Origin of the sequence: Gardnerella sp. DNF00497B (genome assembly GCF_049262725.1) — a bacterium.
In the GTDB taxonomy this organism is placed as follows: Bacteria; Actinomycetota; Actinomycetes; order Actinomycetales; family Bifidobacteriaceae; genus Bifidobacterium; species Bifidobacterium leopoldii.
The window spans coordinates 358,285-374,941 of record NZ_CP058400.1 but is presented as its reverse complement, the minus strand read 5'-3'; the positions used below and the strand labels follow the sequence as shown (position 1 = coordinate 374,941).

The 16,657-nt window shown below is 43.6% G+C and carries 11 protein-coding genes; 1 reads left to right on the top strand and 10 read right to left on the bottom strand.

Annotated features, from left to right (window positions below; translation table 11 throughout):
• Position 1 precedes the first annotated feature (1 nt).
• The 3 genes from HXT26_RS01265 to nrdD form a co-directional block, all read right to left on the bottom strand.
• Positions 2-1,882 carry an ABC transporter ATP-binding protein gene (locus HXT26_RS01265; protein ID WP_422112033.1) on the bottom strand — a complete coding sequence of 627 codons (1,881 nt, stop codon included), beginning with the start codon at positions 1,880-1,882 and terminating at the stop codon, positions 2-4.
• Positions 1,883-2,075: 193 nt separating this feature from the next.
• Positions 2,076-2,780: an anaerobic ribonucleoside-triphosphate reductase activating protein gene (gene nrdG / locus HXT26_RS01260; RefSeq protein ID WP_004118730.1), complete on the bottom strand. Its 705-nt coding sequence runs from the start codon at positions 2,778-2,780 to the stop codon at positions 2,076-2,078.
• 220 nt (positions 2,781-3,000) lie between these two features.
• On the bottom strand, positions 3,001-5,418 hold the full coding sequence (gene nrdD / locus HXT26_RS01255) for an anaerobic ribonucleoside-triphosphate reductase (protein ID WP_004118729.1): 2,418 nt from the start codon (positions 5,416-5,418) through the stop codon (positions 3,001-3,003).
• Between the two features lie 269 nt (positions 5,419-5,687).
• Here nrdD and HXT26_RS01250 point away from each other — a divergent pair, with 269 nt between their 5' ends.
• Positions 5,688-6,110, top strand: coding sequence for a DUF3052 domain-containing protein (locus HXT26_RS01250; protein WP_004107331.1), 423 nt, complete (start codon positions 5,688-5,690; stop codon positions 6,108-6,110).
• Between the two features lie 429 nt (positions 6,111-6,539).
• Here HXT26_RS01250 and HXT26_RS01245 read toward each other — a convergent pair whose 3' ends face one another.
• The 7 genes from HXT26_RS01245 to tilS form a co-directional block, all read right to left on the bottom strand.
• The gene (locus tag HXT26_RS01245) at positions 6,540-8,456 is read right to left on the bottom strand and encodes a DEAD/DEAH box helicase (protein WP_004118728.1); all 1,917 of its coding nucleotides are present in this window, start codon (positions 8,454-8,456) and stop codon (positions 6,540-6,542) included.
• Between the two features lie 293 nt (positions 8,457-8,749).
• Positions 8,750-10,426: an energy-dependent translational throttle protein EttA gene (gene ettA, locus HXT26_RS01240; RefSeq protein ID WP_004118724.1), complete on the bottom strand. Its 1,677-nt coding sequence runs from the start codon at positions 10,424-10,426 to the stop codon at positions 8,750-8,752.
• A gap of 153 nt (positions 10,427-10,579) precedes the next feature.
• Positions 10,580-11,083, bottom strand: a complete 504-nt coding sequence (locus tag HXT26_RS01235; RefSeq protein WP_032835493.1) for a DUF3180 domain-containing protein — start codon at positions 11,081-11,083, stop codon at positions 10,580-10,582.
• Entirely contained in the window at positions 11,083-12,318 is a 1,236-nt protein-coding gene (locus tag HXT26_RS01230) for a hypothetical protein (protein ID WP_004118722.1), read from the bottom strand. Before HXT26_RS01230 ends, HXT26_RS01235 begins: the two co-directional genes overlap by 1 nt.
• 274 nt (positions 12,319-12,592) lie before the next feature.
• Positions 12,593-14,902, bottom strand: a complete 2,310-nt coding sequence (gene ftsH, locus HXT26_RS01225; RefSeq protein ID WP_101886118.1) for an ATP-dependent zinc metalloprotease FtsH — start codon at positions 14,900-14,902, stop codon at positions 12,593-12,595.
• A 61-nt stretch (positions 14,903-14,963) separates the two neighbouring features.
• The gene (hpt, locus tag HXT26_RS01220; protein WP_101886119.1) at positions 14,964-15,518 is read right to left on the bottom strand and encodes a hypoxanthine phosphoribosyltransferase; all 555 of its coding nucleotides are present in this window, start codon (positions 15,516-15,518) and stop codon (positions 14,964-14,966) included.
• Complete coding sequence (tilS, locus tag HXT26_RS01215) at positions 15,493-16,611, bottom strand: tRNA lysidine(34) synthetase TilS (protein ID WP_422112032.1); 1,119 nt, start codon at positions 16,609-16,611, stop codon at positions 15,493-15,495. The genes hpt and tilS overlap by 26 nt, the downstream gene beginning before the upstream one ends.
• Positions 16,612-16,657: the final 46 nt, after the last annotated feature.

Sequence of the window (16,657 nt, the reverse complement as noted above, 5' to 3'; positions counted from 1 at the left end):
GTTATTTAGCTCCTTCTTCTTTAGTTGCGCTAGTTATGCGACTTTTTTCTTGAGAAACCGCCATATTTCTGTAAATTTCACAAGATTTAAATAATTCATCATGCGAACCGTTAGCAACAACACGACCATCTTTAAGAACAACAATAATATCCGCATGTTCGATTGAAGATATGCGCTGAGCAACGATAATTTGCGTAGAATCAGGCATAAACTTTTTCAAGCCATCGCGAATTTTACTATCCGTTTTCATATCAACCGCACTCATCGAGTCGTCGAGGATTAAAATTTTCGGCTTCCTCAAAAGTGCGCGCGCAATGCACAAACGCTGTCGCTGACCACCGGAAACATTCTTACCACCCTGGTCAATATGCGTATTGTAGCCGTCTGGTAAATCTTTAATAAACTCATCAGCACAAGCAATTTCGCAAGCTTGACGCAAATCATTATCGCTTGCTTCCGCCCTACCCCAGCGAAGATTTTCTGCAATTGTGCCACTAAACAAAATATTTTTTTGTAGAACAACACCAACTTCTTCACGCAAACTAGAAGAATCATAATCGCGAATATCTTTTCCGCCTACAAAAAGAGTGCCAGAAGTTACGTCATAAAGTCTTGCAATTAATTGCACTAAACTTGATTTTCCAGATCCCGTTGCACCAACAACGCCAACAGTTGCTCCAGAAGGAATAGATATATTTATATCATGTAAAATTTCCTGTTCTGCTGGAGTGGATTCATCTGTATTATCTGATTGAGGATAGCGTAACGAAACATTTTCAAAACGCACAGAAGCGTCAGAAAGCTTTGTAAGTGGATGCTTGGAAACAACTTCAGTATTTCGAGATTGCAAAACATGTGAAATACGATGCATCGAAGCTCGAGCTGTTAACGACATTACAAAAACTGCAACTAAATTCGCTAAAGCAAACAAAATTTGCAAAGCATACACTACTAATGCAGCAAGATTTCCCGTTGTTAAACCAAAAGCAGGATTATTTCCTGAAGCCACAATTTCGTGCGAAGCCAACCACGCAATAAGCAGCATGCCAGAATAAAAACATAAGTTAAACAAAGGAATACTGCAATTTAACACATACTCAGCTTTAATAAAATAATCATAGATTTTATGCGAAATACGCGTAAAACGACTTATTTCATAATCAGAACGCACATAAGACTTTACGACGCGAATATTATGCAAATTCTCGCCAACTCTATTATTCATCTCGTCAATCATTCGATAAATTCGAGAAAATGCTGGAGCAACTATACTCGCACCAAAAGCGCCAATTGCACCAACAATAGGCACGAATGAAAGAAAAACCCACGAGATAGCAGGGCTAATTGAAAAAGTAAACCACCAAGCAGTGATGATAATCATAACGCTGCGAACACCAGAGCGAATAATCATTTGGTAAGCAAATTGCACATTTGACACATCGCTAGTCATACGCGTAACAACAGTGCCGCTAGAAAACTTATCTAAATCAGAAAAACTTAAACTTTGTAAGCGTGAAAACATGTTGTGACGTAAATTTTTACCAAAACCAGCACTAGAATGCGCGCAGCAAATACCAGAAATAATGCCTGTAATCATTGCAATTGCAGCAAAAATGAGCAATTGCAAACCATAATATTGCACAGCTTCTTGAGAACGTGACATAATGCCAAAATCAATAAGATTTGACATTACTGTAGGGATCTCAATTTGCATAGCAGCTTCAACGAGAATAGTAACAACTGTTAAAACGCCAAGAAAACGGTACTTTTTTAAAGAACTTAGTATTGTTCGAAGTGCTCGAGGGGCATAGGCATAGTCTTTTTTATGAGAATCTTTTTTCGATTCATCAAACTTACTTGGATTCTCAGACTTCTCTGCCATTCTTCCCCTACTCTAAATTAAATACTTATTCTTTAATGATATCACCTTTGCATATAAGGCAGGCAGAGGTTTGAGTGAACCAAATTCTCCCGCAAATGTTCCATAGCAGCACTGAATCAGGTAGTTGCGCACGGCTATTAGTAGCCGTGCTACTGATTTGGATGAGCTTGAAATGCACTATGCAATTTCAAGCTCATCCAAGCGCTTCGCCTTGCGCGCGGTCTTTTCCGTAAATTGACGGAATAAAACGCTCCTGATCGTGAAGCTTTTCCCAGATTACAGGAGGATTTTGCGGATTTTCCAACGACTTTGGCACGTCAATAATTCGCTGATTACTAGAGCCGCGGAATTGCAGCAGCGAATCGTGCAAATCTTTCATATAACGGCCGTCAACAAGAATATCAATGTAACGTAGCAACTCAAGCTTATCAGGCGTCTCCCCTTTGCGCATAAGCTCTTCCCAAGTGTATCCAGTCCAACTCCAAATGTCTTTCGTATGACCAAATTCGCTTCTAATACGCTTGCAAAGAGGCAATAAAATGCCAGTATTAAGCAGCGGCTCGCCGCCAAGAAGCGTTAAACCTTGCACATAAGGCTGCGCCAAATCTTCCATGATTTGATCTTCAAGCTTTTGAGTATAAGGATGACCTGCGCGAAAATCCCAAATCGACTCGTTATAGCACTCAACGCAATGGAACGGGCAGCCGGAAACGTAAAGCGAACAACGAATCCCCTCGCCGTCAGTCATCAAAAAACGCTTGTAATCGGCGATCATCCCCTGGCTCATGCGCTCACTAGACCACTGTCCTGCGCGAGGGTTATTGGAAAGAGAGGTAGGAATCCACGGTCCACGATTCACGTCTGCAGGCGCAAAATCGTGCAAACTCATGCGAGCCATATCCAACCCCCTTCCAAACCGAATAAGCAACTAAAAAATAAACGACCAAATTTGCGAAAATAAAATAAATCTAGCCGTTAGAAAGTGCAATCACAAAACGCAATACATTTCTAACGGCCAGATTATCACCAAACAACAAACACAAGAAAAGCTATTTATTTAGCTAAATTATCTAGTCATACTTATTTTACTAAGTTTCAACATAGTTAATTAGCTAAGTTTATTTTGTTTCCTCATACCATTCACGAGACTCACCGTTGTTAAGAGTCACATGGCCAGTTTCGCCAGACATGTGCTTTACGCGGTGAGCGATTTCTTCGTGACGTCCGTGAACCATTGGGCGCTGAACAGGATTGCCCAAGTAGCCGCAAGTACGCTTAGTCACATTGCACTTATCTGGGTCGCTGTTGCCGCACTCCGGGCAACGGAAGCCTTCTTTAGTCGGCTCAAAATCGCCCTGGAATCCACAAACGAAGCAGTGATCGATTGGCGTATTCGTACCCAAGTAACCGATGCCAATCTTGTAAGCGTAATCCCAAACAGCTTCCAAAGCCTTAGGATTCGCCTGCAAGCATGGGAACTCGCAGTAGTTAATAAAGCCGCCGGAAGCAAGATACGGGAAGTCAACCTCGTAGCGAAGCTTCTCCATAGGAGTTGGCTGCAACCAAACCGGGTAATGGAAGGAATTAGTGTAGAAGTCGTGATCGGTAACGCCTTCAATGCGGCCGAACTTCTGACGATCCATACGGTTAAAGCGGTCAGTCAAAGACTCAGCAGGAGTTGAGTAAACAGAATAATGGTAGCCTTCAGCCTTTGACCACTGCTGGCAAAGCTTATTCATGCGGCGAACCAAAGAAAGCGCAAACTCCTTGCCTTCCTCATTCCAGCTGTGATCTTGCATCCAATCCTTGCCGAAGAACACTGCAGTAGTTTCGTACAAGCCAATGTAACCAAGCGAAACTGTAGCGCGCTCGTTACGGAACAGCTGATCCACACTTTCGTTAGCTTCCAAACGACCAAAAGCACCGTAACGGAATAGCGTTGGAGCGTTTACAGGAGTTGCTTGCTTGCAACGCATAATACGGAATCGCAAAGCCTGGTGAGCTACTTCCATACGCTCGTCGAAAAGCTTCCAGAAGCGAGTCACATCGCCGTGAGATTCAAGAGCAATACGCGGCATGTTAACAGTTACAACGCCAAGATTCATACGGCCATCTTCAACATCTTTGCCGGTCTTTGGATCAATCCAACCCTGAAGGAATGAACGGCAACCCATAGGAGCCTTGAAGGAGCCAGTAATCTTAATAATATTCTCGTAGAACACAACATCTGGATACATGCGCTTAGTAGAGCACTCAAGCGCAAGCTGCTTCAAATCGTAGTTCGGGTCGCCAGCGTCCGCGTTAACACCGTGCTTAATAGTAAACACAAGCTTAGGGAAGATTGCAGTATGACGATCTTTGCCGAGACCACGAATACGGTTAAGCAAAATAGCGCGCTGAATTTCGCGGGCAAACCAAGAAGTACCCAAGCCAAAGCCAACAGTTACGAACGGAGTCTGACCGTTAGAAACACGGTTGGAATTAATTTGATATTCCATCGTTTGCATAGCGTCGTAAATAGCTTTACGCGTCATAATCTTTGCATAAACTTCACGAAGCTGATCAAGCTCACTCAAGTTTTCGTCAAAAGGAGTATCAGCAGGAAGTGGATCTCTGTCCAAGCAATGAAGATTCTTAGGCTCCTGAGCTTTTAGGCCGTCAATCATATCTTTTGCAACTTGAATTGGCGTGGAATCAGGAATCATAGCGTGCGCCATAGCAAGATTTTTGTCGTAATCGCACTTAGCATAAGGCTCAAGCATCTCGTCAGCGCGATTAACAGTCTGACCACCATATTGCGCTCCAGCAATATCCTTAATAATTTGCGTAACCTGAGTTGCAGCAGTACCAATAGACTTTGGGCTATCCATCATTGCGTTACCAAGAGCAAAGCCCTTAGCAAGCATATCGCCAAAATCAGGAAGCGAGCAGTTGCTCATGCAAGTAAATGGCGAATAATCAGCGTCGTGGAAGTGAATATCACCCTTCATATGAGCGTTAGAAACTGCGTGAGGAAGCATAGAGAACGCAGAAGCCTTGGAAACAGCGCCTGCAAGGAGATCGCGCTGAGTTGCATAAACATTGGAATCCTTATTTGCGTTTTCGCGAACAAGAGACTCATCACGATTTACAAGGCGGTTAACAGCCTCGTTGATATCGGTAGCTTTAGCGCGGTCGATATCTCGGTTCAGTCGGTAGCTCGTGTAGCAGCGAGCAACCTCGTAAAGATGATTCTCAATAAGACTGTGCTCAACCAAAGTCTGAATATCTTCGATTTTTGCTGGACCATTGTAACGATCCTGAATCTCAGCTTCAATATGATCTGAAATATCGCGAATCATCTGCTCTTCTTGCGGACCGACTTCCTTGCCTAAGTCCTTAAAAGCAGCCTTAATTGCCATAATGATATTCAGCGGATCAAAATCAACTACGCGACCATCGCGCTTTTCGACCTGCACACGAGAAACTGGAGCTTCAACTACATCATCCGTACAATTTTCTGCGCTTGTGACAGCAGTTTCTTCCAAAACCTGCATCGGTACAGACCTTTCTTAAACACTGTTCCTTCTAGCAAATTTTCTCGTTGCAAACATGGGAACTATTTCTAACGACTCGCTCTACTATAACCCAACTCATGCACAATATCTAGGGCAAGACGCAAAGATAACCACCTATATATAGTGATTTGTGTCATAATCGCGATTTTTGAGGCGTGTCCTGGTGTGTCGTAATTGATAAACAATAAATTACTTAATACACGCCGTCAAATGTGCGCACTTCGTGACGCTTTGATATATTGAATCACGTGGAACAGATAGCTTTTCAGCATGCACAGGAATTCGGATTCCAACCAGGAGACATTGTGCAACAATGGCTCTGGGATGACGATGTTGACGAAACAATTTGCGAAAGCATCGAGAAACTTACCGGCGAAGAGTTGGTAGATGAAGATTACGACGCTGCTGTTGATGGTGTGATTATTTGGTGGCGCGACGGCGACGATGAAGATGAGCTCGCGGACACCATTATGGATGCCACAAATATGCTTGACGATGACGCGCCTATGTGGGTTCTTACTCCAAAACCAGGTCGCGAAGGTTCCCCAAGTTCTAGCACAGTTCAATCTGCAGCAAAAACAGCTGGCATGAACGCAGCCACTCCGTTAACCGTAAGCGCTGACTGGAACGGCGTGCAACTGCGCGCATTTGGTAAAGGTCAATCTAAGTAGTATTTGCTAGTTGACGTAACTAGCTTAACCGACTATTGACTTGCGTAACTGCCTGGTTAACTGCCTATTTGCTTAATTGCTAGCTTAGCTTCTTGTTAAGTCACTTATCACTTGCTTATTGCTTGTTAACTTGCTACTTATTTTTGTAGTATTGCTACTGTTTTTGTCAAAAACACCAAATCAGCCGATACTTTCGACAAAAAACAGGACAATTTTGTAAAAAAAACACATAATCATTTGCGAAATCGACAAAACGCACAAGAATAGCGCAAATAAAAGCGCGAGGAGAGAAATATACAAGCCTCGCGCCACAACAGACAAGAAAACTAAAGCTGAAACAAATACCGGAAAAACACAGCATTTGTTTCTAAAGCTCACGATTGTTATGCAAAGCGAACAAACTTACGACCGTTACGCAATACCGCCAAACTAACGACCGAAGTGATGAACACGACTACCACGCTCGCCACGTTTACCGCGCCCACTGCGTTCGTTGCGTTCACTAAGTTCACCGTGCTCATTACGACTGCTGCGACCGTTACGCTCGTCACGCTCACGCCCGCGCCCACTGCGTTGCCCACGACCGCGACCACGACCCTTACGCTTCTGCTGCTCCGGCTCCGGCATACTCCAGCCTTCTTGAAGCTCAGCAGCTTCACCCACAATCTCATCTAAAACTAGCGAAGCAGGATTCACATCCTCAGCTTTCGCATGAATTCCAGCCTTGCGAAGCATCATATGGGCAGCGCGCTTTTGATTAGGAAGCACAAGCGTTACAACATCGCCTTCTTCACCAGCTCGAGCAGTGCGACCCGAACGATGCAAGAAAGACTTAGGATCCTCAGGAGGCTCAGTTTGCACAACTAATGCAACGTCGCTAATGTCAATACCTCGCGCAGCAACGTCCGTAGCAACCAACACACGTACCAAGCCTTCAGCAAACACAGCCAAATGACGATCTCGCTGATTCTGCGACAAATTACCTTGCAAATCGACTGCAGGAATACCTTGCTGCACAAATTTTTTCGCCATATTCTTCGCTTGATATTTCGTGCGCGTAAAGAATATAGAACGTTTCTTTCCGGAAGCAAGCTTTCGCAAAACTTCGTACTTATCCCCTGCTGACACAGCAAAAATATGATGCGTCATAGTATCAACTTGGCAATCAGCATCATCCACAGCATGGACGACAGCATTTGGAAGGAAACGCTCAACTAATGTAGAAACTTGCCTATCAAGCGTTGCAGAAAACAGCATGCGTTGACCATCTGGCGCAACTTGCTCAAGAAGTCTAGTAACAGCAGGAAGGAATCCCATATCCGCCATTTCGTCTGCTTCGTCGAGCACGCTAACCATTACTTTTTCAAGCGTAAGCGCTCCCTGACGCAGCAAATCTTCCAAACGACCAGGGCAAGCAAGCACAATCTGCGCGCCCTGCTTAAGCTGCGATACTTGGCGTTGGTATCTCACGCCTCCATACACTGTCACAGTGCGCATGCCATAAGCTGCAGCAAGCGGCGCTATTACGTCATCAATTTGATGCACAAGTTCACGAGTTGGAGCAAGAATTATTGCTCTAGGAGCAGGAATATCGCTAGACTCGCGTGACTTACGGTTTTTATCAGAATGAATTAAATCAACAAAATTCTCAGCTAAACGTGCAACAAGTGGAATAGAAAATGCTAATGTTTTACCGCTTCCTGTGCGACCTCGCCCTAGGATATTCGCGCCTTGTAAAGAATCGGGAAGCGTTGCTTGTTGAATTGGGAATGCAGTGGTTTTCCCATCCGCACGCAACACCTCTACTAAAGGCTCTGGAACGCCAAGTTGCGCAAAAGTTACATCGTCACGGTAATTTTCACGAGATTCAATGGCAGAGTCTGGAATAATTGTTGCGTTATGAGAATCTTGCTTTTGCTTTTTCGAAGTAGGGTGCAAAGATATTGCAGAATTTTGTTTTGTATTATGAGATTTTGCACTATTATGCTTAGCAACATTATTTTTATCAATATTATGCTTAGCAAAATCTTGTTCAGCATCCGCAATAGCTACTTCTTCATAACGCAAGGCTTTTTCGCGCGTCTTTTGACGAGCTTTTTCTGCTTTGCGATTGCGCTCCCTGCGTGAATTGAACTCGTGATTAGAACCATAATTTTTATGGCTCCCCTGATACTCAAAAGGATTGCGTTTTTCAGCTGATTTCCTAGTATTTTTGGCGCTTTTAGGCTTTTTTGTTTTATAACTATTTTTATTATTCGTATTGTTTATACTATTCGTATTTTTATCATTCTTGGTATTCTTCGCGCCTCGCTTTTGAGCGAACGCAGCATGATGAGTATGCGGCACAATAGCCTTTCGTAAAATATGTGTGTTCAAAACTTAAATTTCAAAACGTGAACTAATCGAGCCTAGCACACGCCTGGCACAATAACGGCAAATGTTGTCAAAAAGCGCCAAGACGCTCGCACCATAAGTGCTCGCTTCTGAGCTTGCATGGAAAGTCCAGTGGACTTTCCATGCAAGCTCACGCTCCGAGTTGCTTTCGCGCACTACGCTCCAAGCGCGAAAGCAGGTCGTCGCGCAAACGCCGTAAAAATCACCGGCAAATGTTTCTGCCAATAAATGAAAACAAAACTCAACTAGCGAGTGAGCTTACGGTGCAAGCGATGCGGACGAGCAGCTTCCTCACCCAAGCGCGCAATCTTATTTTCTTCGTAAGCTTGGAAGTTACCTTCGAACCAGTACCATTTTGCAGGATTCTCGTCGTCGCCTTCCCAAGCAAGAATATGCGTTGCAACTCTGTCGAGGAACCAACGATCGTGTGAAACCACAACAGCGCAGCCTGGGAAATCAAGTAAAGCGTTTTCCAAGCTTTCCAAAGTCTCAACATCCAAATCGTTAGTAGGCTCATCGAGGAGCAGCAAGTTTCCACCCTGCTTAAGAGTCAAAGCCAAGTTCAAACGGTTACGTTCACCGCCAGAAAGCACTCCCGTAAGTTTCTGCTGATCCGAACCTTTAAATCCAAAGCTTGCAACATATGCGCGAGTAGGAATTTCAACGCCTGCAACCTCAATAAAATCGAGTCCGCCTGAAACAGCTTCCCACAAGTTCTTATTAGGATCCAATCCTGCACGATTCTGATCCACGTAAGAAATCTTCACAGTGTCTCCAACAATCAGCTCGCCACCAGAAAGAGGCTCCAAGCCCACAATCGTCTTGAACAGCGTAGATTTACCAACGCCGTTTGGACCAATCACGCCAACAATACCGTTACGAGGCAAAGTAAACGACAAGTCGTCGATTAGCACACGGTCGCCAAAAGCCTTGTGAATATGCTTTGCTTCCAAAACTTGCGAGCCCAAACGTGGACCTGCTGGAATTTGAATTTCAGAGAAATCAAGCTTCTTGGAATTACGTGCCTCTTGCTCCATTTGGTCGTAACGTTCCAAACGAGCCTTGTTCTTAGCCTGACGCGCCTTCGGCGAGCTGCGCACCCAATCAAGCTCATTTTTCAAACGCTTAGCAAGCTTAGCATCCTTGGCACCCTGGATTTCCATACGCTTTGCTTTAGTTTCCAAATACGTTGAGTAATTGCCCTTATATGGATAAAGCTGACCACGGTCAACTTCGCAAATCCACTCTGCAACATTATCCATAAAGTAGCGATCGTGCGTAACAGCAATGACAGCACCCTCGTACTTGTGCAAGAACTGTTCAAGCCACAAAATAGATTCCGCATCCAAATGGTTAGTAGGCTCGTCCAAAAGTAGCAAATCTGGAGCTTCAAGAAGAAGCTTACACAATGCCACTCGACGCCTTTCACCACCAGAGCACACAGAAACAGGAGAATCCGGGTCTGGGCATTGCAAAGCGTCCATAGCTTGCTCAAGCTGCGAATCCAAATCCCAACCGTTTGCAGCGTCAATTTCAGTCTGAAGCTTACCCATTTCTTCCATTAACGCATCAAAATCAGCGTCTGGATTAGCCATTTCTTCGCCGATTTGGTTAAAACGCGCCACTTTTTGCGCAATCTCACCAAAAGCCATCTTAATGTTTTCGCCAACCGTCTTAGTGTCATCAAGAGGTGGTTCCTGCTGCAAAATACCTACCGTATAGCCAGGAGTCAAAGAAGCTTCACCGTTGGTCACATTTTCCAAACCGGCCATAATTTTCAGCAGCGTCGACTTACCCATGCCGTTCGGACCCACAACACCAATTTTTGCGCCCGGAAGGAAGCTTAAAGTAACATCGTCGAGAATTACACGATCTCCATACGATTTACGCGCCTTAATCATCTGATAGATAAATTCAGCCAAAGTAATATACCATCCTTACAAACGTTGAAATTCCAGCGTTTGTTGCAACTTGCGTCAAAAGCGTTTAATACTTTTACCTACTTAATTCAAGCAAGATGCAACTTACATAAAACTACGCAAACTAATAGCTAGTAAATACGAGCCTAGCAAATACTAGCATGTTGCTGGCGTACGATTTGACTTATTGACAGACTCAGAATCATCTTCAGGCGGAATCTGGCAGAGCCACTCGCCTAAAATGCCAACAACCATGTCAATAAAGCACACCAAGCCAGCAATAGAGCATTCACGCACAACAGAGTTATACAGAATTATCTCACTGTGTGGCAAACTCATTAACAATTGCCCAACATACCAGCCAGACAAAATAGCACCTGCCATTCCCAATGCCTTCGACAGCATAAGAGCCGCAACAGCAAATTGAGAACTTACATGCTTCTTATTCTTATCTTTGTTGTTGGCAACACTTTGATGAGTTTGCAATGCCATAACAAAAGTTATTAAGCCAGCAATCACCATAATTGCAACAACAACCCACGGAGCTCCTGCTAACGACATAGCACTAGACTCTGTTGACGACACTAGAAATGCGCCCAGCACAAAGCCAAACAGTAACCCTAGTACCAGATACCACCAAGGTGTGCGATACGCTTTCATTAACAACCATCCCCTATAAGCCATTGCTCTGAGTATACCCCAACAGTTTGAGCATCAAAAGCAAACGCTAATGAGTACGAAACTGAGTTATCGTCCAAAGCAGCATCTGACTCTATCTGCATCCACGGCATAAGTTCAGGCGCCTTAGGGTCAACCGTCACCATTTCCGCTAGTTGTTGTGGCAATTTTTCTGCATCAACAGTTCTTGTGTCAGCAGCAGAAGCACCATATGAACGCGTACCCAACACTCGCACAGTCACTTTATCTTTATACAAAGTAGCAACAGCGCGAAGCAAGCGAAGCAGCTCATACTCGTCACCACCCGAAGACAGAATAAATACAGCCGCGTAATAATCAGCATCAAGCATATTGGCAACATATAATGCCGATACACCGTCAACGCGAGATTCTCTATCCTGCTCGAGCATTGCAACTATTCTCAGCATAGCAGAACGCGTGTCTTGTTTCGCGACACCCTTCATAGAAATCACTGCAGTTGTTTGTAACGGAGTTGGACATATGCGGAACAAAGGAGACTTAGTTTCTCTTTTAACAAGCTCATTGCCATAATTGACACTTTTAGATTCATCGCCACAAGAGCACTGTGAATCTCCATTATTTTCATAATCATCTGCGAAAGAATTTGCAATATCAACAGCAGCTTTAGCAGCTGCAACAGCGTCTTCATCTTCTTTGCGTTGCTTTTCTTTTCTATCTTCCTCAATAAGAGAACGGTAGTAATCTGCTATTTCGCCTTCCTCAAGATCGTCAACCGATACGCTTCCACTGCGAACAGCAACATGCGCAAGAGACTCAGGAACTACACGCCGTTCCGAATAATTTAACTCTTCTCTAGAAACGCTATTCAAAGTAACACAAACATCGTCAACAGTGCTTTTCATGCCGTAATATTCGCTTCTTAAAGCAGCATGAACAGTAATATCAGCCTCACTAATTTGCCAAGTGTGCATAGCAGAATTTAAAACAGATTTAGCAATAAGTTCTAAAGCTATAGCAGGATGCTCCTCAATCTCGCTATCTTTTTCGCAACGTTTAAGCATAAAAGCAAGACGCTCAGCAATTTGAGGAATATCTATTGCGTTAGTCTCATCTCCGTCTAATGCATTACTCAAATTAACTTTTAAAACAGCATCTATGCAAATAGAAGAATATAATCCAATGACTATTGAGTCACCGCTTGGGCGAATACCCTTCAAACTTATGGTCGTATTCATAATTTCATCTTCTACTCTCTAATAAAAACAATTTAAAATTTCAATTATTCGTTTATTTATCTTTTATTACTCTTACCTATAATACGCAAAACTAATATTTTGATATATTGTACTCGATATAAATCAACATGCGTAATTTTTTGCATATAGCACTAATTTTTATTATTAAATTCTTAGAAAAATAAAAATAAACGCTGACAGCAATAAATTATATTGTTATCAGCGTTTATTAATAACTTTATTTTATCTGCTTTTTAGCACTGCATTTACACTATTAAGCACCAAATTGAGTACCGTCATTTTGATTAGTAGGCGGATTAACAGGTGGTTTAACAGTTCCAATAACAGTTCGAGGAGCAGGTGCAGGAGTTTGAATAGACGTATCAACAGGCATCTGATCAGACTGCTGGTTTTGTGAAGTTGCATTATTGGAAGATTCAGAAAGTTCAGAAGCTTCAGTCTGCTCATTCTTACCTTCAACGTTGCGCTTCAAACTTTCTGGAATTTCAACAGGGGGAAGATCAGAATCTGGTCTTCTATCGTCCGAAAGCCAAAGAGTACGCTCAGGAGCCTTACGAATCTTACTGAAGATTTCCTTAAGTTCCTTCTCGTTAAGAGTTTCCTTAGCGAGCAACTGACGAACCAGCTCATCCAATACGTCACGATTATTGTTAATAATCTCCCACGCTTCAGTATGAGCAGTTTCGATAAGCTTATGAACTTCTTCATCGATTACTTCAGCAGTACGATTCGAGAACTTGCGAGGTTGCAAAGAATCGAGTGAACCAGAAGAATCTTCGTCAGTATCCATCCACTTAACAGCTCCAAGCTTTGCTGAGAAACCATATTCAACAACCATCTTACGAGCAATGGCAGTAGCTTTCTCAATGTCGTTAGAAGCACCAGTTGTTGGATCGTGGAACACAACTTCCTCGGCTGTGCGTCCACCCATAGCATATGCCATTTGATCCAGCAATTCGTTGCGAGACTGCGAGTAACGGTCGCTTGTTGGCATCACAGCAGTGTATCCAAGTGCGTGACCTCGCGGCAAAATCGTTACTTTAGTAACAGGATCCGTGTGGTGCAGCGCAGCAGCAACAAGAGCATGACCGCCCTCATGGTAAGCAGTGTTACGCAATTCATCCAAAGCCATGCCCTTAGACTTACGTCGAGGTCCTGCTTGAACACGATCAATTGCCTCATCAATAGCGCGATTATCGATATATTGAGCACCAGATCGAGCGCAAAGCAACGCAGCTTCGTTAAGCACGTTAGCTAAGTCTGCACCAGTAAAACCAGGAGTGCGCACAGCAACCATATGAAGATCAACATCCGGCACAAAAGGCTTACCCTTAGCGTGAACCTTCAAAATTGCCTCGCGACCTTCCAAATCAGGAGCCTCAACAGCCACCTGACGGTCAAAACGACCAGGACGAAGAAGTGCGGAATCAAGCACATCTGGACGGTTTGTTGCAGCAATAATAATCAAATTAGTATCGTTGTCGAAACCATCCATCTCAACAAGCAACTGATTAAGTGTCTGCTCGCGCTCATCATGACCGCCAGTCATGCCACTTCCGCGGCGACGACCAACAGCATCAATCTCATCGATAAAGATGATTGCAGGAGCATTCTTCTTAGCTTCGTCAAAAAGTTCACGAACGCGAGACGCGCCCAAGCCTACGAACATTTCCACGAAGTCAGAGCCAGCCATTGCATAGAACGGCACACCAGCTTCGCCTGCAATAGCACGAGCCAACAAAGTCTTACCAGTTCCTGGAGGACCATAAAGCAGCACACCGCGCGGAATACGAGCACCCAAAGCCTTGTAGCGCGAAGGGTCCTTCAAGAAGTCTTTAATTTCTTCAACTTCTTCAACAGCAGCTTGTTCGCCAGCAACGTCAGCAAACTTAGTTTTAGGAGTCTGACCTTCGAGTAGCTTGCCACGGCCACGTCCGCCGCCCATGCCAAGCATACTTCCGCCGGCACCGCCTATTCTGCTAAACATGAACCAAATCATGCCAAGGAAGAACAATATTGGAACAAGCGAAGTAATCAAATACGAAATAATGCTAGATGACTGTAAGCTAGCAGTCCAGCCGTTAGAAGGCTTCGCCTTTTCGACTTCTTGTACAATTGACCTACCTTGTGCATACGCGTAGTAGAATTGCACATCCTTGCCAAAGTCACGATTTTGCTTACTTCGTTTATCGAACTTCTTAAACGGACTATCAAGCGTAAGCTTAACTAACTGTTTATTGTCAATAATTTCCACATAACTTGCTTTATGAGATCGCACTAACTCAATACCATCCTGAGTATCGATAGTTTGCGATCCGTTATGAACAAACATTTGGAATCCGACAACTGAAAGCAACACAAGAAGCACAATCCACGTCCATGGCGACTGCCAGAAGGAACGACGATTGTTATGGTTGTTCTCGTTATTTTTATTATTCTTGCCCTGCTGACCGTTGTTTCGCTGATTCCTAGGGTTGCGTGGATTTAAAAACGGATTATTTCCGTTATTTCCACGCCCAGGACCGCCCATTGGGCCTTGCGGTGTCATAGGAGAAGCGCCCATGTAATAAGGCTCCTTTCAAACTCCTCAATTTATATAAAAATTCTGAATAGAATCTATAAAATCAAGCACCATACACTGATGGCTTTAATACCGCAATACTATTGAGGTTGCGGTAGCGTTCGTCGTAGTCCATTCCGAAACCAACGACAAATGCATCAGGAATTTCAAAGCCCGAGTAGTCGATTTGTACGTCTACTTCGCGACGTGCAGGCTTACTGAGCAATGCAAAAACTTTTACACTTGCAGCACCACGACCTTTTAGCTCATCTACAAGCCAAGCTAGCGTGCGACCGGAATCAACAATGTCTTCTACAATAAGCACATCTCGACCGCGCACATCAGTACTTAAATCTTCGCGGACAGTAATTTGTCCGCTAGTTTGAGTGCCACTGCCGTAACTAGACAAGCTCATAAAGTCCATTGATGCGTTAATGCTTAATTCTTGCGAAAATACAGCAAGAGTATTTACAGCACCTTTTAGAACTGCAACAAGCAAAACATTACGGTTTTTGTAATCTTCACTTACTTGTTTAGCAACTTCACGAATACGCTTCATAAGGTCTTCGTGGCTAATTAATTCATAGTCGATGTCATCTCGTATATCTGCAATTTGCATGTTCACTATCTTTGCATAAGCGAATGACGATATTGCGCGAGAGTCGAGTTGCTTCATAATAATTTGGCAATGAAAAAGGCTTCTGACCATGCCATTTTGTACATAGTTCGTCCACTGCAGATATGTGACTTGACGAGAAACGCAGACCAAGCTCACTTAACGCACGCACTATAATTCGTCTGCGAATTGATGGATGATATTGCGCTAATTTATCAGCTTTTAACCTAACAGTTTTCGCATTTTTATCAAATTCCATCACTTGTGAACTAGCTTCGTCAACTTGAGAATTAATATAGTCAAGATCGTCTCTAGCTATTTCAGCTCCGCGAGAAAGCAAAGTAACCATATTCGCATTAAAAAATCGCGAAATATAAGGCATTAACGTGTGTCTAACTCGAGATCTCAATGGATAATTTTCTGAAAGTTCCTCATTTTGCGAAATATCGTCACCATTTGTAGGATCATCCCACCATGAAATACCTAGATCCTCGCAAATAGCAGTAGTATCTTCTCTAGTAAGCTTAATAAGAGGCCTTGCAAAAAGCACGTTTTGACGCAATGTCACTGCTTTCATGCCAGCAACTGCTTCTAAACCTGCAGAATCTTTTAACCCCATCATTACAGTTTCTGCTTGATCATTTGCAGTGTGAGCTAAAAGCACGGCTGCAGCTTGCTGCTTTTTAGCAACCTCAATAATTGCTTGATACCTAGCCTTTCTAGCAGCAGACTCTTCGCCTTCTCCTAAATCTTCAACGTTCACAGATTGAATATACACGTACTTTTCGTCTATTCCAGATTGCAAACAATGCTTAGCAGCAATATTGGCAATTTCAGTTGAGTGCGGCTGCAAATGGTGATCTACTATTACAACACCGCAACGAATACCTCTACTTGCGCACACAATCACGCTCAATGCTGTAAGTGCAAGAGAATCTCTACCTCCAGAGCACGCAATAAGAACCAGAGGAGCATCAACATCTGTCGCGTGGTTGCCATGTTCGGAAAAACGCGCGTCTTGAGCACACAACGAAAGTTCATCAAAACAATGCTTGATTGCGCCAATTCCTGCGCGTATGCGAGAAGAATACACCATAGCTTCTAGTGTAGCGCGCCAATAACGCTAAATTGCAACTCATAAA

Excerpts from the sequence above, each read along its gene's own strand:
- HXT26_RS01265 (WP_422112033.1), bottom strand. The coding sequence starts at position 1,882 with ATGGCAGAGAAGTCTGAGAATCCAAGTAAGTTTGATGAATCGAAAAAA.
- nrdG (WP_004118730.1), bottom strand. The coding sequence starts at position 2,780 with ATGGCTCGCATGAGTTTGCACGATTTTGCGCCTGCAGACGTGAATCGT.
- nrdD (WP_004118729.1), bottom strand. The coding sequence starts at position 5,418 with ATGCAGGTTTTGGAAGAAACTGCTGTCACAAGCGCAGAAAATTGTACG.
- HXT26_RS01235 (WP_032835493.1), bottom strand. The coding sequence starts at position 11,083 with ATGAAAGCGTATCGCACACCTTGGTGGTATCTGGTACTAGGGTTACTG.
- HXT26_RS01230 (WP_004118722.1), bottom strand. The coding sequence starts at position 12,318 with ATGAATACGACCATAAGTTTGAAGGGTATTCGCCCAAGCGGTGACTCA.
- ftsH (WP_101886118.1), bottom strand. The coding sequence starts at position 14,902 with ATGGGCGCTTCTCCTATGACACCGCAAGGCCCAATGGGCGGTCCTGGG.
- hpt (WP_101886119.1), bottom strand. The coding sequence starts at position 15,518 with ATGCAAATTGCAGATATACGAGATGACATCGACTATGAATTAATTAGC.
- tilS (WP_422112032.1), bottom strand. The coding sequence starts at position 16,611 with ATGGTGTATTCTTCTCGCATACGCGCAGGAATTGGCGCAATCAAGCAT.